The following is a 19,524-nucleotide window of genomic DNA, read 5'->3' as shown; positions in this document are numbered from 1 at the left end:
CCGTTCGACTTGCATGTGTAAGGCATGCCGCCAGCGTTCAATCTGAGCCAGGATCAAACTCTTCAGTTCAAACCTGTTACTGTTTTCGGTTTCGTTAGAAACCGGTCGCTCACTCAAAGCTGACAGGAATATGAATTGCTTCATAAACCTGACTTACTTTAGTGTGAGACTCTTGATACTTTTGCTATCCCGATCCGAGGACCGGGCTCGCTGTCATCAAGCGCCCACACTTATCGGCTGTTAATTTTTAAAGAGCATTTCTGCGAGAAGGACCGCCTTCTCAGCAGCGCTGCGTTTTCAGCAGCAGAGAAATAAGATTATGAACACTGTTTCGCAGCTCGTCAACAACTTTCTTTACTACGTCGTTGCGACTGCGGGGTTCATCTTCCTTCGCCAGCCAAACGTCTAACAAGACATCCGGCTAACTTCGCTTCCCCTCTCCCGCGCCGCGTTGCCGTCAGCGCGAAAGAGGCGTGATTGTAGGCATCTGCCCCGACGTGTGCAAGGGGTTTGTGAAAGAAATTTAAAAAGCCGGCGGGCCTGAAGCCAGGCCCCGCCCTACAGGCGCTCGGCGACTCTTCATATAGATAGAGATAGGAGCGCCCAGGCCTTGTGTCGCTCGCCGTATCAGCGATGCTTGAACACCGGCTTCCGCTTCTCGACAAACGCCGCCATCCCTTCCTTCTGGTCTTCGGTCGAGAACAGCGAATGGAACAGCCGACGCTCGAAATGCACGCCCTCGGCCAGCGTCGACTCGTATGCTCGGTTCACCGACTCCTTGATCATCATGACCGCCGGCAGCGAGAACTCGGCAATCGTCGCCGCAGCCGCAATTGCTTCGTCGAGCAGTTTGTCCGCCGGCAGCACGCGCGACACGAGCCCCACACGCTCCGCCTCGGCCGCGTCCATGAATCGCGCCGTCAGGCACATGTCCATCGCCTTGGCCTTCGATACCGCACGCGGCAGGCGCTGCGTGCCACCCGCACCCGGCATGATGCCCAGCTTGATTTCGGGCTGACCGAACTTCGCCGTATCCGCCGCGAAGAGGATGTCGCACATCATCGCCAGCTCGCAGCCGCCGCCCAGCGCGAACCCCGCCACTGCCGCAATGATCGGCTTGCGAATCTGGCGAATGGTCTCCCAGTTTCGCGTGATGTATTCGCCCTTGTAGACATCCATATATGAATACGTCGCCATCATGCCGATGTCCGCGCCGGCCGCGAACGCCTTCTCGCTGCCCGTCACGACGATCGCGCCGATGCCGTCATCCGCATCGAACACCTTGAGAGCCGCGCCCAGTTCGTCCATCAGCGCATCGTTCAACGCGTTCAGCGCCTTCGGCCGGTTCAGCGTAATGAGGCCGACACGACCGCGGGTCTCCACCAGGATGTTCTCGTAAGCCATCTATTTCTCCTCGCTCAATGAAATGAGAAACGCCTCGCACATGCGAATAGTTTGATGCTACCATTCTCCGACCAACCGGTCGGTTAATTAATCGATTCGATCCCCTCAACGTCCATCAGGCTGCCGCCATGACCCACCCACTGTTCACGAAGCACGAAGACACGCTGAAGCAGGCACTCGCCGCCATCGAGAGCCGCGGCTACTGGAGCCCGTTCGTCGAAATGCCGAGCCCCAAAGTGTACGGGGAAAGTGCGAATGCCGACGGCGAAGCCGCGTTCAAATCGCACCTCGACAAGACCTTCGTGCTCGACCAGCCCGCATCCGGCGAGACGGTTGGCGCCGAGCGGTCGCCGTACGGTATCGGGCTTGGCGTGCGGTACCCGAAGTCGACGCCCGACGAGCTGATCGCCGCCGCAGCGGTAGCCCAGCGGACGTGGCGCGAAGCCGGCCCGACCGCGTGGATCGGCGTCAGCATGGAAATCCTCGCGCGCCTGAACCGCGCCAGCTTCGAGATTGCCTACAGCGTCATGCACACGACCGGTCAGGCATTCATGATGGCGTTCCAGGCCGGCGGCCCGCACGCACAGGACCGCGCGCTCGAAGCGGTCGCGTACGCGTGGGACGAACTTCGCCGCATTCCCGCCGATGCGCATTGGGAAAAGCCGCAGGGCAAGAACCCGCCGCTCGCGATGCACAAGCGCTACACGATCGTCCCGCGCGGTACCGGCCTCGTGCTCGGATGCTGCACGTTCCCGACCTGGAACGGCTACCCTGGCCTCTTCGCCGATCTGGCGACGGGCAACACGGTCATCGTCAAGCCGCACCCCGGCGCGATCCTGCCGCTCGCGATCACCGTCCGCATTGCACGCGACGTGCTGCGCGAAGCCGGATTCGATCCGAACGTCGTCACGCTCCTCGCGACCGAGCCGAATGACGGCGCCCTCGTGCAGGACCTCGCGCTCCGCCCGGAAATCAAGCTGATCGACTTCACGGGCAGCACACAGAACGGCACGTGGCTCGAACGGAACGCCCACCAGGCTCAGGTCTATACCGAAAAGGCGGGCGTCAACCAGATCGTGATCGATTCCGCAGACGATCTGAAGGCCGTCGCCAGGAACATCGCGTTTTCGTTGGCCCTGTATTCCGGCCAGATGTGCACGGCGCCGCAGAACATCTACGTGCCGCGCAACGGTATCCCGACGGCCGAAGGCCAAGTCGGCTTCGACGACGTCGCACAGGCGATCGCGGTTGCGGTGCAGAAGCTGACCGGCGACCCGGCGCGCTCCGTCGAACTGATCGGCGCGATCCAGAACGACGGCGTGACCGCACGAATCGACGAGGCCCGCAAGCTCGGCCGCGTGCTCGCCGACAGCCAGTCGCTGCAACACCCCGCCTTCGCCGACGCTCGCGTGCGCACCCCGCTCGTGCTCCAGTTGGACGTCGCCGACCGCGAAAAATACACGCGGGAGTGGTTCGGTCCGATTTCGTTCGTCGTCGCGACCGATTCGACCGCCCAGTCGCTCGATCTCGCCGGCGAAATCGCCGCCGAACACGGCGCACTCACGCTTTCCGTCTACAGCACGGACGATGCGGTGATTGACGCGGCGCACGACGCTGCGGTGCGCGGCGGCGTCGCGCTGTCCATCAACCTCACGGGCGGTGTGTTCGTCAACCAGTCCGCCGCGTTCTCGGACTTCCACGGCACGGGCGCCAATCCGGCAGCCAATGCGGCACTGGCCGACCCGGCTTTCGTCGCCAACCGGTTCCGCGTCGTGCAAAGCCGCGTCCATGTTGCCCCGAAGGCTGCACCTGCGGAAGCTGGCCAAACGGCATAACCCGTACGGCCGACGTGCAAACGCGCAACCGTCCTCTACCATGAACGAATCCGCCACCCGGCGGGTTCGTTTTTCACCGATACGCCCATGACTGACGCCTACATCTGCGATGCGATTCGCACCCCCATCGGCCGCTACGGCGGCGTGTTGAAAGACGTTCGAGCCGACGATCTCGGCGCGGTGCCGATCAAGGCGCTGGTCGAGCGCAACCGCGAGGTCGACTGGTCCGCGGTCGACGACGTGATCTACGGCTGCGCGAACCAGGCTGGAGAAGACAACCGCAACGTCGCGCGCATGTCCGCGCTGCTGGCCGGCCTGCCGACCAGCGTGCCGGGCACGACGCTCAACCGCCTGTGCGGCTCGGGAATGGACGCGGTCGGTTCCGCCGCGCGCGCCATCAAGTCCGGCGAGGCGCGACTGATGATCGCGGGTGGCGTCGAGAGCATGACGCGCGCGCCGTTCGTGATGGGGAAGTCGGCGAGCGCATTCGCACGACAAGCCGACATCTTCGACACGACGATCGGCTGGCGTTTCATCAATCCGCTGATGAAGCAGCACCACGGCGTCGATTCAATGCCGGAAACGGCCGAGAACGTTGCGACCGACTACAACATCAGCCGAGCCGACCAGGACCTGTTCGCGCTGCGCAGCCAGCAGAAAGCCGCGCGTGCGCAGCAGGACGGCACGCTCGCGCAGGAAATCGTGCCCGTGACGATTCCGCAGAAGAAAGGCGATGCGCTCGTCGTCGCACGCGACGAGCATCCGCGCGAAACGTCGCTCGAAGCGCTCGCGAAGCTCAAGGGCGTCGTACGGCCCGACGGCACGGTGACGGCCGGCAATGCGTCTGGTGTCAACGACGGCGCATGCGCGCTCCTGCTCGCCAATGCCGAAGCGGCCGACCAACACGGACTGCGCCGCCGCGCGCGTGTCATCGGCATGGCGACCGCTGGCGTCGAGCCTCGCGTGATGGGTATCGGTCCGGCCCCTGCCGCACAGAAACTGCTGCGACAACTCGGCATGACGATCGATCAGTTCGACGTGATCGAGCTGAACGAGGCATTCGCATCGCAAGGGCTCGCGGTACTGCGCACGCTCGGCGTCGCCGACGACGATCCACGCGTGAACCCGAACGGCGGCGCCATTGCGCTCGGTCATCCGCTGGGTGCGTCCGGCGCACGTCTCGTCACCACGGCGCTTTATCAGCTCGAACGCACCGGTGGGCGCTTCGCGGTCTGTACGATGTGCATCGGCGTGGGCCAAGGCATCGCCCTCGCGATCGAACGGGTGTAAGGGTGTAACCGACGCAGACGCGCGCCCCGTCTATAACGAAGTCATGAAGGAGACACTGCATGTCATATCAGGCAATTCAGCTGGATATCGATCAAGCCGCCCGCGTGGCCACGATCACCCTCAATCGGCCGGACAAGCTGAACAGCTTTACGCGGTCGATGCACCGCGAGCTGCAATCGGCGCTTGATGAAATCGAAGGCAGCGGCGTGCGCGCGCTGGTCCTGACGGGCGCAGGGCGCGGTTTCTGCGCGGGGCAGGACCTCGCCGATCTCGACTTCACGCCCGGCGCGTCGACCGATCTCGGTACGCTGATCGACGCGCACTTCAATCCGCTGATCCGGCGCCTGCAGCGCTTGCCGATGCCGGTGATCGCCGCCGTCAACGGCACGGCCGCCGGCGCCGGCGCCAACCTCGCGCTCGCATGCGACCTCGTGCTTGCCGCGCGCTCGAGCAGCTTCATCCAGGCCTTCGTGAAGATCGGGCTCGTACCGGATTCCGGCGGCACCTGGTTCCTGCCGCAGCGCGTCGGCATGGCTCGCGCGCTCGGCCTCGCGCTGACCGGCGACAAGCTGAGCGCCGAGCAGGCCGAACAATGGGGCCTGATCTGGCGCGCGGTCGACGACGACGCGCTCGCCGCGAACGCCCGGCAACTCGCGGCCCAGCTCGCGCAGCAGCCGACCCTGGCCATCGCCGCAATCAAGCAGGCGATGCGCGACAGCATCACGCAGACGCTCGATCAGCAGCTGGATCTGGAACGCGACCTGCAGCGCAAGCTCGGCCAGTCGCACGATTATTCGGAAGGCGTTCAGGCGTTCATCGAGAAACGCGCGCCGCGCTTCGAGGGCCGCTGACATGAACCAGCCCATCGAAGCACGCAACCCCGAAGCACTCGCACAGGCGACAGCGCAGGCCATGTATGACGCGGACGCATGCAGCCGCGCGCTCGGCATGGAACTCGAGGAGGTGCGGCCCGGCTACGCGCGCCTGCGCATGCCAGTGCGTCCGGATTTCCTGAACGGCCATCAGATCTGTCACGGCGGGCTCATCTTCACGCTCGCCGACTCGACGTTCGCATTCGCGTGCAATTCGTACAACCTCAGCACCGTCGCGGCCGGCTGCTCGATCGAATACCTGCGTCCGGTGCAAGGCGGCGACGTTCTGACCGCCGAGGCAATCGAGCAGACGCGCAATGGCCGGTACGGAATCTACGACATCCGCGTCACGAATCAGGCCGGCGAAATAGTTGCGATGTTCCGCGGAAAATCCGCCCAGATAAAGGGCACGGTGATCCCGGAAAACCGCTGACGCCACGGCTCGCACATAACAAATACTGGAGACACAGATGACAACCCCGCTTCCGCTCGAGCCGATCGAGACCGCGACGCAAGACGAGCTGACTGCGCTGCAGCTCGAACGTCTCAAATGGTCGATCCGGCATGCGTACCTGCATTCCCCGGTCTATCGCCGCAAGTTCGACGAAGCGGGCGTGCATCCGGACGACCTGAAGTCGCTCGCCGATCTGTCACGCTTCCCGTTTACGACCAAGAGCGATCTGCGCGACAGCTATCCGTTCGGCATGTTCGCCGTGCCGCAGGACCAGATTTCCCGCATCCATGCGTCATCGGGCACGACCGGCAAGCCGACGGTCGTCGGCTACACCACGCGCGATATCGACACGTGGGCCAATCTCGTCGCCCGCTCGATCCGCGCCGCCGGCGCGCGTCAGGGCGACAAGGTTCACGTCAGCTACGGCTACGGGCTGTTCACCGGCGGGCTCGGCGCACACTACGGCGCGGAACGCGCAGGGCTCACCGTGATCCCGTTCGGCGGCGGGCAGACCGAAAAGCAGGTGCAACTGATCCAGGACTTCCGTCCGGACATCATCATGGTGACGCCCAGCTACATGCTGTCGATCGCCGATGAATTCGAGCGGCAGGGCCTCGATCCCGCGCAAAGCTCGTTGCGCATCGGCATCTTCGGCGCCGAGCCGTGGACCAACGACATGCGGGTGGCGATCGAGCGCCGCATGGGCATCGATGCCGTCGACATCTATGGGCTGTCCGAAGTGATGGGCCCGGGCGTTGCGTCCGAATGCGTGGAGACGAAGGACGGCCCGACGATCTGGGAAGACCATTTCTACCCGGAGATCATCGATCCGGAAACCGGCGAGGTGCTGCCCGACGGCGAGCTCGGCGAACTCGTGTTCACGTCGCTGACGAAAGAAGCGCTGCCGATCATCCGCTACCGGACGCGCGACCTGACGCGCCTGCTGCCCGGCACCGCCCGCACGATGCGCCGGATGGAGAAGATCACCGGCCGCTCGGACGACATGATGATCGTGCGCGGCGTGAACGTGTTCCCGACACAGATCGAGGAACAACTGCTCAAGCAGCGCGCGCTCGCACCGCACTACCAGATCGTGCTGACGAAGGAAGGCCCGCTCGACGTGCTGACGCTGAACGTCGAACCCTGCCCGGAGACCGCGCCGGATACGGCGACGATCGACGCAGCAAAGCGCGCGCTCGCGCACGACATCAAGGCGCTGATCGGCGTGACCGCCGTGATCAACGTGCTTCCGGTCAACGGCATCGAACGTTCGGTCGGCAAGGCGCGACGGGTCGTCGACAAGCGCAAGGGCTGAGCGCGACCCATCCGGCAGCCGAGCGCCCGCGCGCCCGCGGACAAGCAGACAAGCAGACAAGCAGACAAGCGATACGCATCGCAAAAGAAAACAGCCCGATCAGCCACAAGCGCTGATCGGGCTGCATCGTTTGTGCTGCCGCTGCAATCCCGTTGCCCGGTTCGAACCGACGGGATCGCGGTGCATCGTAGAGACGAAGGCCCGCCCCGCTGGCAAACCCCGTCACATCGACCGAAGCCAAGTACAGTGCGTCACGTCAACTGCACGCAGACACACACAGACACACGCAGCCACCACACGCCTTCGCGTCACGAATTCGGAAACAGCAGCCACATCCGGCCGATCTGCTTCATCCGCCCGGCCTGATCGCCGGCGTCGTCCCCAAGCCCCCAGAAATAATCGGCGCGCACGCCGCCCTTGATCGCGGTACCCGTATCCTGCGCGAACACGAGGCGGTTCATCGGCGTGTTGGTCAACGGACGCGTCGTCTGCAGGAATACCGGCGTGCCGAGCGGAATCGACGACGGATCGACCGCGATCGAACGTTCGGGCGTAAGTGGCACGCCGAGCGCGCCGAGCGGGCCGTCCGCGCCGCCGTGCGGCACGTCTTCCTTCGACGGCATCTCGCGGAAGAACACAAAACGCGGGTTCGTGTCGAGCAGCGCATCGACGCGGGCCGGATTCGCCTTCGCCCATGCCTTGATGCCCTGCATCGTTGCCTGCGCGGGCGTCAGCTCGCCGCGATCGAGCAGCCACTTGCCGATCGAGCGGTACGGCTGGTTGTTGGTGCCGCCGTAGCCGACGCGCATCACCGAGCCGTCGTCGAGCAACACCCGTCCGGAGCCCTGCACCTGCAGGAAGAACGCCTCGATCGGATCGTCGACCCACACGAGCTCGTTGCCGTTCAGGATGCCCGCGCGCTCGAGCTGCGCTCGCGCCGGCAGCGCGGCGCCCGCGCGATAGCCGGCCGGCCAGCGGTAAAGCGCAGTCTGATACGGCCCGCGCCGTACGCGCGAGCCGTGCAGCAGCGGCTCGTAGTAGCCGGTGACGAGCCCGTCGAGCGTGCCGTCGCTGTTCGCGAACTGGAACGGCGTGAAATACGTTTCGAAGAACACGCGCGCACTGCTGACGTCGAGTTCGTCGAGCCGTTCCGCCGCCGCGCACGCACGCCGCCACGCGGGCTGGCGCGCGAGCCGCGTGCAGTTCTGCCGCAGCGCGGCCGTCGCGCCGAGCAGCGAATCGTCCTGCCAGCCCGGCACCTGCTGCCAGGCAACCGGCGTCAGCCGCGTGGCGGCGACCTGGCCCGGCACGATCGCGGCGCCGGTCGGCGGGTTCGTGGAAGACGTCCGCGTCGGCGTGCCGCCGCATGCTGCGAGCAGCGCCGCTATCGCGACTGCCGCCGCCCAGCCGGCCACCCGGGGCCCAAACCACATACAATGTCCGTTCTTGATGGAAACCGCCATGTCAGATCTTCTCGACCAATATCCGATGCTCATCTTCGCGCTGGAAGCTTTCCTGGCGCTCGCCCTGCTGATCTTCATCGTCGCGTGGACAGCCTCGGGCAGAAAGAAGCACGCCCGCAACGACCGTCAGCCACGCTGATCCCGCCGCATCCGCACGCTCAATGAAGCGTACGCGGCATGTGCAGCGCAAATTCGTCGATCGGCGCGTCGAAGCGCTCGCCGTCTTCCGCCACGCAGAAATACGCGCCGCGCATCGTGCCGACGGGCGTGGCGATCACCGCCCAGCTCGTGTATTCGAACTGTTCGCCCGGCTGCAGCAGCGGCTGATGGCCGACGACGCCGAGCCCCTTCACTTCCTGCACGTGGCTCTCGCTGTCCGTGATGATCCAGTGGCGGGCGATCAGCTGTGCCGCGACCTGCCCCGTGTTTTGAATCGTCAGCGTGTACGCGAATGCGTATTGACGGTGCTCAGGGTCGGATTGTTCCGGCAAGTAACTGGTTTTCACCGAAACGGTGAACTGATACTGACTCATGGTGATTCCGCTGGGGTGGTGACCGGCCCGCGCCGAGTTCGCGCGACGCAGGGCCGCAGACGCGCCGCTTTGGTTCGGCATTCTGCTTCATGCGGCACCTACTCGCAACCGCGCGCAACCGCGCACGCTGCCGCCCGGCGGTAGAATGGCGGTTTTGCGCCGCAGCGTCCCCGCTCCTCCGTCATGACTCAATTCCGCATCGCTCCCAGCATCCTGTCGGCCGACTTCGCCCGGCTCGGCGAAGAAGTCCGCAACGTGGTCGCCGCCGGCGCCGACTGGATCCATTTCGACGTAATGGACAACCATTACGTCCCGAACCTGACGATCGGCCCGCTCGTGTGCGAAGCGATCCGTCCGCACGTGCAGGTGCCGATCGACGTGCACCTGATGGTGCGCCCGGTCGACCGGATCGTGCCCGATTTCGCGAAAGCGGGCGCGAACCTGATCAGCTTCCACCCGGAAGGCTCCGATCACATCGACCGCACGCTGTCGCTGATCCGCGATCACGGCTGCAAGGCCGGCCTCGTGTTCAATCCGGCGACACCGCTGAACTACCTCGACTACGTGATGGATCGCGTCGACTTCGTGCTGCTGATGTCGGTCAACCCGGGCTTCGGCGGCCAGTCGTTCATTCCGGAAACACTGAACAAGCTGCGCGAGACGCGCGCGCGCATCGATGCGTACACCGAGCGCACCGGCCGCGAGATCCTGCTCGAAGTGGATGGCGGCGTGAAGGCCGACAACATCGCGGAAATCGCGGCAGCCGGCGCGGATACGTTCGTCGCGGGTTCGGCGATCTTCGGCAAGCCCGATTACCGCAAGGTGATCGACGAGATGCGCAGCCAGCTCGCGACGGTCAAGCGGAGCTGACGCCGTGAGCGAATCGAACCTGCCCGAAGGGAGAGCGACCGCGGCTGGGGCTGCACCTGAGCCAGTCGCACCTACGCCGGCCGCGCCTACGCCGGTCGCACCGATCCGCTTCGCCGCGCCGCGCATCGACGCGGCGCTGATCGATCTCGACGGCACGATGGTCGATACCGCCGACGATTTCACCGCCGGCCTGAACGGCATGCTGGCGCAGCTCGACGCGCCGGCGACGTCGCGTGACGAGGTGATCGGGTATGTCGGCAAAGGCTCCGAGCATCTGATCCAAAGCGTGCTGAAGCCGCGCTTCACCGCGGACGAAGCGCGAGCGCGCTTCGACGACGCGCTCGCGATCTACCAGGCCGAATACGCGAAGATCAACGGCCGCCACACGCGCCTCTACCCGGACGTCGCGGCAGGCCTCGACGCGCTGCGCAACGCAGGCGTGAAGCTCGCATGCGTGACCAACAAGCCGCACCGCTTCGCGGTCGAGCTGCTGCAGCAGTACGGGCTCGCCGCACACTTCGCCGTCGTGCTCGGTGGCGACAGCGTGGCGCGCAAGAAGCCCGATCCCCTGCCGATGCTGTCCGCGTGCGACGCGCTCGGCGTCGCGCCGGACGTGGCAGTCGCGATCGGCGATTCGGAGAACGACGCGCTCGCGGGCCGCGCAGCGGGCATGGCGACGCTGACGGTGCCGTACGGCTACAACCACGGCAAGGCTATACAAACGATAAATTCGGATGGTATAGTCGGCTCGCTGCTGGTCGCAGCGCGCGCGATCACTGCGCACAACGCCGGCCAGCCAACCGTCTGATCTAATTCTTCCATCCGCATGTTTCTGAACAAAAAACGGAGTCTGAGCAGCATCGACCGGGGAGCCTGGCCCTGGCGTCGCTGGTCGCGCTAACCTCTTCGATGAGGTACGCTGAAGCACGTCTTCAGCGCCGTTTTTTGTCTCGCTGCGCATCCGCGCGCCGATCGCCGCACCACCTCGAGTCCTACCGCACCCGAACGCTTGCGTTCAGGGACGGTCGCAGGCTGGCGACGCTCGCGCTCCGGAACACGCCCGCCGGCACCAGGCACACCACGATCGACCGCCATTCCGCCGACAGCGCCCGCGCAGCACCCCGTGATCCCCGGCGCATCCCGCCGCTCGTCCCGAACAGGACCGGAACATGACCGAACTCGAATTCCAATCGCTCGCGAACGAAGGCTACAACCGCATTCCGCTGATCGCGGAAGCCCTCGCCGATCTCGAAACGCCGCTGTCCCTCTACCTGAAACTGGCGCAGCCGGAACGCAGCGGCGCCAACTCGTTCCTGCTCGAATCGGTGGTCGGCGGCGAACGCTTCGGCCGCTATTCGTTCATCGGCCTGCCGGCGCGCACGCTCGTGCGCACCCGCAATGGCGTCTCCGAAGTGGTGCGCGACGGCCAGGTCGTCGAGACGCACGACGGCGATCCGTTCGAGTTCATCGCCGCATTCCAGGCGCGCTTCAAGGTCGCGCAGCGCCCTGGCCTGCCGCGTTTCTGCGGCGGCCTCGCCGGCTACTTCGGCTACGACGCGGTGCGCTACATCGAGAAGAAGCTCGCGCACACCGCACCGCGCGACGATCTCGGCCTGCCCGACATCCAGTTGCTGCTGACCGAGGACGTCGCGGTGATCGACAACCTCGCTGGCAAGCTGTACCTGATCACCTACGCCGATCCGGGCCAGCCCGAGGCATACACGAAGGCGAAGCAGCGCCTGCGCGAGCTGAAGCAGCGGCTGCGTGCAACCGTGCAGCCGCCCGTCACATCGGCAAGCGTGCGCACCGAGACGTTCCGCGAGTTCAAGAAGGAAGACTATCTGGCGGCCGTGCGCCAGGCGAAGGAATACATCGCGGCCGGCGAGCTGATGCAGATCCAGGTCGGCCAGCGTCTCACGAAGCCGTATCGCGACAATCCGCTGTCGCTGTACCGCGCGCTGCGCTCGCTGAATCCGTCGCCGTACATGTATTACTACAACTTCGGCGATTTCCACGTGGTCGGTGCATCGCCGGAAATCCTCGTGCGCCAGGAGAAGCGCGGCGACGACCAGATCGTCACGATCCGCCCGCTCGCCGGCACGCGTCCGCGCGGCAATACGCCCGAGCGCGACGCGGAGCTCGCGACCGAGCTGCTCAACGATCCAAAGGAGATCGCCGAGCACGTGATGCTGATCGACCTCGCGCGCAACGACGTGGGCCGCATCGCGGAAATCGGTTCGGTCCAGGTGACCGACAAGATGGTGATCGAGAAGTACTCGCACGTGCAGCACATCGTCAGCTCGGTCGAGGGCAAGCTGAAGCCCGGCATGACGAACTACGACGTGCTGCGCGCGACGTTCCCGGCCGGCACGCTGTCGGGCGCGCCGAAGGTGCGCGCGATGGAACTGATCGACGAGCTCGAGCCGATCAAGCGCGGGCTGTACGGCGGCGCCGTCGGCTACCTGTCGTTCTCGGGCGAGATGGATCTCGCGATCGCGATCCGCACGGGCCTGATTCATAACGGCAACCTGTATGTGCAAGCGGCGGCCGGCGTCGTCGCGGATTCGGTGCCCGAATCCGAATGGCAAGAGACCGAGAACAAGGCGCGCGCGGTGCTGCGTGCGGCCGAACAGGTCCAAGACGGCCTCGACAGCGACTTCTGACCGGAGACTGACCATGCTGCTCATGATCGACAACTACGATTCGTTCACCTACAACCTGGTCCAGTACTTCGGCGAACTGGGCGAGGACGTGCACACCTGTCGCAACGACGAAATCACGCTCGACGAGATCGCGCGCCTGAATCCCGACACGATCTGCCTGTCGCCCGGCCCGAGCAATCCGCAGCACGCGGGGATCACCCTCGACGTGCTGCGCGAATTCGCGGGCAAGAAGCCGATCCTCGGCGTGTGCCTCGGCCACCAGGCGATCGGCGAAGCGTTCGGCGGCCGCGTCGTGCGCGCGAAGACCATCATGCACGGCAAGGTGAGCCGGATCGAAACCGACTGCCGCGGCGTGTTCGCGGACCTGCCGAAGCATTTCGACGTCACGCGCTACCACTCGCTCGCGATCGAGCGCGAATCGCTGCCGGACTGCCTCGAGATCTCGGCATGGACCGACGACGGCGAGATCATGGGCGTGCGCCACAAGACGCTGCCGATCGAAGGCGTGCAGTTCCATCCGGAATCGATCCTGTCCGAGCATGGCCATGCACTGCTCGAGAACTTCCTCAAAGAGGCCCGCGCCGCGGCCGCGCACACCGCCTGACCGGAGCCGCACGATGACGATCACCCCCCAGGAAGCGCTGCAGCGCACGATCGAGCACCGCGAGATCTTCCACGACGAGATGCTGCACCTGATGCGGCTCATCATGCGCGGCGACATGTCGCCGGTGATGGCCGCCGCGATCATCACCGGCCTGCGCGTGAAGAAGGAAACGATCGGTGAAATCACCGCCGCCGCGACCGTGATGCGCGAATTCGCGAACCACGTCGAGGTGCCGGACAATTCAAACTTCGTCGACATCGTCGGCACCGGCGGCGACGGCTCGCATACGTTCAACATCTCGACCGCGACGATGTTCGTCACGGCCGCGGCCGGCGCGAAGGTCGCGAAGCATGGCAACCGCGGCGTGTCGAGCAAGTCCGGCAGCGCCGACGTGCTCGAGGCGCTCGGTGTGAACATCGACCTGCAGCCGGACCAGGTGGCCGCGTCGATCGCGGAGACCGGGATGGGCTTCATGTTCGCGCCGAACCACCATCCGGCGATGAAGAACATCGCGGCGGTGCGCCGCGAGCTCGGCGTGCGGACGATCTTCAACATCCTCGGCCCGCTGACCAACCCGGCCGGTGCGCCGAACCAGCTGATGGGCGTGTTCCATCCGGACCTCGTCGGCATCCAGGTGCGCGTGATGCAGCGTCTCGGCGCGCAGCACGTGCTCGTCGTGTACGGCAAGGACGGAATGGACGAGGTGTCGCTCGGCGCCGCGACGCTCGTCGGCGAGCTGCGCGACGGCCAGGTGCACGAATACGAGATCCATCCGGAAGATTTCGGCCTGCAGATGGTGTCGAACCGCACGCTGAAGGTGGAGAATGCCGAAGAATCGCGCGCGATGCTGCTCGGCGCGCTCGACAACCAGCCGGGCGTCGCGCGCGAGATCGTCACGCTGAACGCGGGCACCGCGCTGTATGCGGCGAACGTCGCCGCGTCGATCGCCGACGGCATCCAGCTCGCCCGCGAAGCGATCGCGAGCGGCACCGCGCGCGCGAAGGTCGACGAACTGGTGCGCTTCACGCAGCAGTTCAAGCGCTGATCCGCCCTTTCGAACCCGACAGCCCATCGAACCCGACGCCTTTCGAACCCGAATTACGCACGAGACTCCCATGAGCGACATTCTCGAACGAATCATTGCCGTCAAGCGCGAAGAAGTCGCGGCGGCCATGCGCAGCACACCGCTCGAAGCGCTGAAGCTGGACGCATCCGCGCGCGACCTGCGCGACTTCGTCGGCGCACTGCGCGCGAAGCACACGGCCGGCCACGCGGCCGTGATCGCCGAAATCAAGAAGGCCAGCCCGTCGAAGGGCGTGCTGCGCGAGCACTTCGTGCCGGCCGATATCGCCCGCTCGTATGCGTCGCACGGCGCCGCGTGCCTGTCGGTGCTGACCGACGAACAGTTCTTCCAGGGAGGTATCCGCTATCTGGAGGAAGCGCGCGCGGCCTGCACGCTGCCGGTGCTGCGCAAGGACTTCATCGTCGATGCGTACCAGATCCTCGAAGCGCGCGCGATGGGCGCCGACGCAATCCTGCTGATCGCCGCCGCGCTCGACACGCCGCTGATGCAGGACCTCGAGGCGTATGCGCATTCGCTCGGGCTCGCGGTGCTGGTCGAAGTGCACGACCGCAACGAGATGGAGCAGGCGCTCACGCTGAAGACGCCGCTCGTCGGCATCAACAACCGCAACCTGCGCACGTTCGAGACGTCGATCCAGACGACGCTCGACATGCTCGACATGGTTCCGTCGGACCGCATCGTCGTGACCGAGTCGGGCATCCTGTCGCGCACCGACGTCGACACGATGCGCGCGGCGAACGTGAACACGTTCCTCGTCGGCGAGGCGTTCATGCGCGCCGAGCAGCCGGGCGCCGAACTCGCACGGATGTTCTTCTGATGGCGATCGAGAAGGAAATCAAGCTCGCGCTGCCGGCCGGCCAGGCCGACGCCGCGCGGCAATTTTTCGTGACGCTGACGGGCGAAGCTGGCCGCGAGATCGCGCTCGCGAACGTCTACTACGACACGCCGGATCTCGCGCTCGCCCGCTCGAAGAGCGCGGTGCGGGTGCGCCGCGCGCCGCAGGGCTGGCTGCAGACGTTCAAGACGGTCGGCACCGCGGTGGGCGGACTGCATCAGCGCCATGAATGGGAACTGCCGGTGGCCGGCGACGCGCTCGAGATCGACGCGCTCGTCGCCGCATGCGACGTGCCTGACGCAAGCGCCGCGCTGCGCGACGCGGCGCCCGCGCTGCACGCGCTGTTCCGCACCGATTTCTCGCGCACGCTGTGGCGCATCGCGCTCGGCGGTGCGACCATCGAAGCCGCGGTGGATCTCGGCGAGATCATCGTCGAGACCAACGATGCGACGCGCCGTGAACCGATCAGCGAAATCGAACTCGAACTGCTCGACGGACCGGAAGCGGCGCTCGCGACGCTCGCCGCCGAACTGCAGCAGGCGCTGCCCGGCCTCACTCCCGAAAACATCAGCAAGGCGCAGCGCGGCTACCGGCTGCGCGCGCAATAATCACGCATGGCAACCCGCAAGACCTCCCGCGCGCCGCAACAGCAGGCGTCGCTGTTCGACGATCCCGTGCCCGATACCCCGGCCGGATCGGCTCCATCTGACGCATCGGCTGCATCGGCCTCACCCGCCGCCGCCGCCAGCACCGCCCCGGCACGCGCGACCCCCGCAGCCCCCGCGCCCCCCGCGACCACATCGCGCGCGCCGGACAGCGTCCTGCATCTCGCCGCGCAATTCGATGCGCTGCCGCGTGCATGGCGCGACGTCCTCAAGCCGTTCACCGATAGCGACGCCTACGCGCCGCTGTGCCGCTTCGTCGACGACGAGCGCACGGCCGGCAAGACCGTCTATCCAACCGACGTGTTCCGTGCGCTGCGGCTCACGAGCCCGGACGACGTGAAGGTCGTGATCCTGGGCCAGGACCCGTATCACGGCGACGACCGCGGCACGCCTCAGGCACACGGCCTCGCATTCTCGGTGCCGCCCGCGGTGAAGCCGCCGCCGTCGCTGCGCAACATCTTCAAGGAAATCGCCGCGAACTTCGGGCACGACACGCCGCGTCACGGCTGTCTCGACACGTGGGCGCGCCAGGGCGTGCTGCTGCTCAACACCGTGCTGACGGTCGAGCGCGGCGCAGCCGCGAGCCACGCGAAACGCGGCTGGGAGCAATGCACGGACACGCTGATCCACGAACTGGCGAACCGCCATCGCGGGCTCGTATTCATGCTGTGGGGCGCGCACGCGCAGGCCAAGCGCGCGCTGTTCGACGCGAACGCGCATTGCGTGCTCGAGGCGCCGCATCCGTCGCCGCTGTCGGCGCACCGCGGCTTCCTCGGCTGCCGCCATTTCACGCTCGCGAACGACTACCTCGTCGCGCACGGCCGCGACGCGATCGACTGGCGCCTGCCGGACGAAGCCGAGACGCTCGCGTAACCCGCGTCGGCCGCCGAGCCGCTTCGGCCACGACGCATGCAAAAACGCCGCGCACCTTCCGGTACGCGGCGTTCTTTTATGGTCGCGCAGACGGGCGCACCGCGCCCGTTGCAGCCGGCATCAAGCGATATCTAGCGATATCAAGCGGCGGCGATCGCCTCGCGTGCGCTGGCGAGAGACGCGCTTTGCGAATCCGGCCCGAGGTTCAGGCCTTCCGCGTAGATGAAGTTCACGTCGGTCATGCCGACGAAACCGAGGAACGTACGCAGGAACGGCGTCTGGCTGTCGTTCGGCGTGCCGGCGTACTTGCCGCCGCGTGCAGTCACCACGTGCACCTTCTTGCCCTTGATCAGGCCTTCCGGACCGTTCTCGGTGTAACGGAACGTGACGCCGGCGCGGGCGATCCAGTCGAAGTACGTCTTCAGTTGCGACGACACGCCGAAGTTGTACATCGGGGCGCCGATCACGACGATATCAGCCGCTTGCAGTTCGGCGATCAACGCATCGCTCTTCGCGACGATCGCATTCTGTTCCGCGTTGCGCTGGTCGGCCGGCGTGAAGAACGCACCGAGCACCGATTCGTCGAGATGCGGCAGCGCGTCGGTCAGCAGGTTGCGAACCACGACCTTCGCGCCGGGGTTCGATTGTTGCAGCTTTGCCGTCAGTTCGTTGGCCAGCAGCGTGGACTGCGCGCCTTGCGAGCGCGCTGCGGAATTGATTTGCAGAATGGTCGTCATGTCAGGCTCCGGTTGGGTTGCGCTTCAGCAGCGCGAGTGACGCCATTGTGCGTGGCCACCCCATCCCGAAAAAGCGGGTTCAGGGCGACGGATTGTTGCAACAGCAGAACAATGCTTGGTCGCGCCCTGATTACCGGAGCCCGTTCGCTCAGCCGTTGAGCCAGGCTTCGCGTGCGCTCCGCTGCGCCGCCGGCTTCGCTGCGGCGGTGAACTTGTAGCGCGCGACCTCGGGGCCGTCGAGCTTCAGCTTTGCGGTGCGCAGCTCGTCGCGGCGGAACGCGTGGATCTCGACCTTGTCGCCCGGCCGGTAGCGCGCGAGCAGCGCGTCGAGATTCGCGCCGGTCACGCGCAGCCCGTCGACCGCGATCAGCGTGTCGCCGGCCGACAGCCCCGCCTGATGCGCGGCGGCGCCTTCGTAGACCGCCGCCAGCGTGCAGTCCGCGCCACCGCGCAGGCGCGCGCCGATCGTCGGCTTTGCCAGCGCGCCGTTCGCGCCGAAATCCGGTGCGAGCGTCACGCCGAACGGCGCGAGCAGTTCGGCAAACGGCAGGTCGCGGGTGCCGTGCACCGCATCGGCGAACAGGCGGCCGAGCGCGACGCCGGTCGCTTCTTCGATCAGCGCCTCGACTTCGTCCTCGCCGACGCCCGCCTGCGTGCCGTGATAGAAATCGCGGCCGTAGCGCTGCCAGAGCAGCCGCATCACGTCGTCGAGCGACTTGCGGTGGCGGGTCTGCGCGCGGATCGCGAGATCGAACGCGAGCGCGACGAGCGAGCCCTTCGTGTAGTAGCTGACGATCGCGTTGGTCGCGTTCTCGTCCTGCCGGTAGTACTTGATCCACGCGTCGAACGAGCTTTCGGCGACGCTCTGCTTCAGGCGGCCGGTGCCGCGCTGCACGCCGCCGATCGTGCGGCCGAGCGCCGCGAAGTATTCGTCCTGCGACATCAGCCCGCTGCGCACGAGCATCAGGTCGTCGTAATACGACGTGAAGCCCTCGAACAGCCACAGCAGCGACGTGTAGTTTTCCTGCGTCAGGTCGTACGGCACGAACGCCGCCGGCTTGATGCGCTTCACGTTCCACGTATGGAAGTACTCATGGCTGCAGAGGCCGAGATACGTGCGATAGCCTTCCGACGTTTCCGGGCGCCCCTTCGCCGGCAGATCGGTGCGGTTGCAGATCAGCGCGGTCGACGCGCGATGCTCGAGGCCGCCGTAGCCATCGCTGACGGCGAGCGTCATGAACACGTAGCGATCCATCGGCGCCTTCTTCGACTTCGGCTCGAACAGCGCGATCTGCGCCTCGCATACGCGCTTCAGGTCCGCGCGGAGCCGTTCCATGTCGAGCTGCGTCACGCGACCCGCAATCACGATATCGTGCGGCACGCCATGCGCGTCGAATGTCGCGAGCGCGAATTCGCCGATCGTCACCGGATGGTCGGCCAGTTCGTCGTAGTTCGATGCTCGGTACGCGCCGAACGCATAGCGCTTCGTGCCGCGCGCCTCCGGCAACGCGGTCGCGACGCGCCACCCACGGAACGCGGCACCCGCGGGCTTCGCGATCTCGACTTCGCACGGCGCATCCTCGCGGCCGGCGACGCTCAGGAACACCGCGGTGCCGTTGAAGAAGCCGCCGTTGTCGTCGAGGTACGCGGAGCGCACCGACAGGTCCCATGCATACACGTCGTAGCGCAGCGTCAGCGCACCCTTCACCGGCGCGGCCTGCCAGGTGTGCTTGTCGTTCTTCGCGATCCGCACCTTGCGGCCCGCGTCGTTGAATGCCTGCAGCGTGACGATGTTGCGCGCGAACTCGCGCACGAGGTAGCTGCCCGGAATCCACGCGGGCAGCACGAACCGCTGGCCTTCGGGATCGGGATCGGCGACCGTCACGGACACTTCGAACAGGTGCGCGGCAAGATCTTTCGGAGCAATCGAATAGCGGATGGGCGTTTTCATCGTGGAGGTCGGGTCGGGATTGCGGCAGCGGAAACGACGAGAGGCGCCGGACCGAAGCCCTGTGCGCCCCTCGCCG

18 protein-coding genes and 1 rRNA gene are annotated in these 19,524 nt (G+C 66.0%); 13 read left to right on the top strand and 6 right to left on the bottom strand.

The window, feature by feature from the left end:
- Positions 1 to 69 (bottom strand): 16S ribosomal RNA (locus tag DID96_RS11535); the annotation flags it as partial.
- Between the two features lie 558 nt (positions 70 to 627).
- Positions 628 to 1,404 carry an enoyl-CoA hydratase gene (locus DID96_RS11525; protein WP_124599447.1) on the bottom strand — a complete coding sequence of 259 codons (777 nt, stop codon included), beginning with the start codon at positions 1,402 to 1,404 and terminating at the stop codon, positions 628 to 630.
- 128 nt (positions 1,405 to 1,532) lie between these two features.
- On the opposite strand from DID96_RS11525, the gene paaN reads away from it, so the two are divergent.
- From paaN to paaK, 5 genes are all read left to right on the top strand, one after another.
- Positions 1,533 to 3,239 (top strand): phenylacetic acid degradation protein PaaN, encoded by a 1,707-nt coding sequence (paaN, locus tag DID96_RS11520; RefSeq protein ID WP_124599446.1) that lies wholly within the window; start codon positions 1,533 to 1,535, stop codon positions 3,237 to 3,239.
- 87 nt (positions 3,240 to 3,326) lie between these two features.
- Positions 3,327 to 4,529 (top strand): 3-oxoadipyl-CoA thiolase, encoded by a 1,203-nt coding sequence (pcaF, locus tag DID96_RS11515; protein ID WP_124599445.1) that lies wholly within the window; start codon positions 3,327 to 3,329, stop codon positions 4,527 to 4,529.
- Between the two features lie 59 nt (positions 4,530 to 4,588).
- Positions 4,589 to 5,380, top strand: a complete 792-nt coding sequence (gene paaG, locus DID96_RS11510; RefSeq protein ID WP_124599444.1) for a 2-(1,2-epoxy-1,2-dihydrophenyl)acetyl-CoA isomerase PaaG — start codon at positions 4,589 to 4,591, stop codon at positions 5,378 to 5,380.
- A gap of 1 nt (position 5,381) precedes the next feature.
- A complete protein-coding gene (paaI, locus tag DID96_RS11505; RefSeq protein WP_124599443.1) occupies positions 5,382 to 5,834 on the top strand; it encodes a hydroxyphenylacetyl-CoA thioesterase PaaI in 453 nt (150 codons plus the stop codon).
- 37 nt (positions 5,835 to 5,871) lie between these two features.
- Positions 5,872 to 7,170 (top strand): phenylacetate--CoA ligase PaaK, encoded by a 1,299-nt coding sequence (gene paaK, locus DID96_RS11500; protein WP_124599442.1) that lies wholly within the window; start codon positions 5,872 to 5,874, stop codon positions 7,168 to 7,170.
- Positions 7,171 to 7,478: 308 nt separating this feature from the next.
- Here the strand turns inward: paaK and DID96_RS11495 are convergent, their stop codons facing one another.
- Together DID96_RS11495 and apaG are read right to left on the bottom strand one after the other, a co-directional pair.
- Positions 7,479 to 8,711, bottom strand: coding sequence for a murein transglycosylase A (locus DID96_RS11495; protein WP_124599441.1), 1,233 nt, complete (start codon positions 8,709 to 8,711; stop codon positions 7,479 to 7,481).
- 80 nt (positions 8,712 to 8,791) lie between these two features.
- Positions 8,792 to 9,166 (bottom strand): Co2+/Mg2+ efflux protein ApaG, encoded by a 375-nt coding sequence (gene apaG, locus DID96_RS11490; protein ID WP_124599440.1) that lies wholly within the window; start codon positions 9,164 to 9,166, stop codon positions 8,792 to 8,794.
- 183 nt (positions 9,167 to 9,349) lie between these two features.
- Between apaG and rpe the strand changes: the two genes are divergently transcribed.
- The 8 genes from rpe (at position 9,350) to DID96_RS11450 (ending at position 16,760) form a co-directional block, all read left to right on the top strand.
- Positions 9,350 to 10,036, top strand: coding sequence for a ribulose-phosphate 3-epimerase (gene rpe / locus DID96_RS11485; RefSeq protein ID WP_124599439.1), 687 nt, complete (start codon positions 9,350 to 9,352; stop codon positions 10,034 to 10,036).
- 103 nt (positions 10,037 to 10,139) lie between these two features.
- Complete coding sequence (locus DID96_RS11480; RefSeq protein ID WP_124599453.1) at positions 10,140 to 10,844, top strand: phosphoglycolate phosphatase; 705 nt, start codon at positions 10,140 to 10,142, stop codon at positions 10,842 to 10,844.
- Positions 10,845 to 11,205: 361 nt separating this feature from the next.
- Positions 11,206 to 12,699: an anthranilate synthase component I gene (trpE, locus tag DID96_RS11475; protein ID WP_124599438.1), complete on the top strand. Its 1,494-nt coding sequence runs from the start codon at positions 11,206 to 11,208 to the stop codon at positions 12,697 to 12,699.
- 13 nt (positions 12,700 to 12,712) lie between these two features.
- On the top strand, positions 12,713 to 13,303 hold the full coding sequence (locus tag DID96_RS11470) for an aminodeoxychorismate/anthranilate synthase component II (protein ID WP_124599437.1): 591 nt from the start codon (positions 12,713 to 12,715) through the stop codon (positions 13,301 to 13,303).
- A gap of 13 nt (positions 13,304 to 13,316) precedes the next feature.
- Positions 13,317 to 14,348 carry an anthranilate phosphoribosyltransferase gene (trpD, locus tag DID96_RS11465; protein ID WP_124599436.1) on the top strand — a complete coding sequence of 344 codons (1,032 nt, stop codon included), beginning with the start codon at positions 13,317 to 13,319 and terminating at the stop codon, positions 14,346 to 14,348.
- 70 nt (positions 14,349 to 14,418) lie between these two features.
- Entirely contained in the window at positions 14,419 to 15,204 is a 786-nt protein-coding gene (gene trpC, locus DID96_RS11460; RefSeq protein ID WP_124599435.1) for an indole-3-glycerol phosphate synthase TrpC, read from the top strand.
- Positions 15,204 to 15,830, top strand: coding sequence for a CYTH domain-containing protein (locus DID96_RS11455; RefSeq protein ID WP_124599434.1), 627 nt, complete (start codon positions 15,204 to 15,206; stop codon positions 15,828 to 15,830). The genes trpC and DID96_RS11455 overlap by 1 nt, the downstream gene beginning before the upstream one ends.
- A gap of 6 nt (positions 15,831 to 15,836) precedes the next feature.
- Positions 15,837 to 16,760, top strand: coding sequence for a uracil-DNA glycosylase (locus tag DID96_RS11450; RefSeq protein ID WP_124599433.1), 924 nt, complete (start codon positions 15,837 to 15,839; stop codon positions 16,758 to 16,760).
- 140 nt (positions 16,761 to 16,900) lie between these two features.
- Here the strand turns inward: DID96_RS11450 and DID96_RS11445 are convergent, their stop codons facing one another.
- Positions 16,901 to 17,497, bottom strand: a complete 597-nt coding sequence (locus tag DID96_RS11445; RefSeq protein WP_124599432.1) for an FMN-dependent NADH-azoreductase — start codon at positions 17,495 to 17,497, stop codon at positions 16,901 to 16,903.
- A gap of 148 nt (positions 17,498 to 17,645) precedes the next feature.
- On the bottom strand, positions 17,646 to 19,448 hold the full coding sequence (locus tag DID96_RS11440) for a M61 family metallopeptidase (protein ID WP_124599431.1): 1,803 nt from the start codon (positions 19,446 to 19,448) through the stop codon (positions 17,646 to 17,648).
- Positions 19,449 to 19,524: the final 76 nt, after the last annotated feature.

This window comes from Burkholderia sp. Bp8963, from assembly GCF_003854275.1.
GTDB lineage: Bacteria > Pseudomonadota > Gammaproteobacteria > Burkholderiales > Burkholderiaceae > Burkholderia.
The sequence above is the reverse complement of the archived record's forward strand: the minus strand, read 5'-3'. Positions and strand labels throughout refer to the sequence as shown.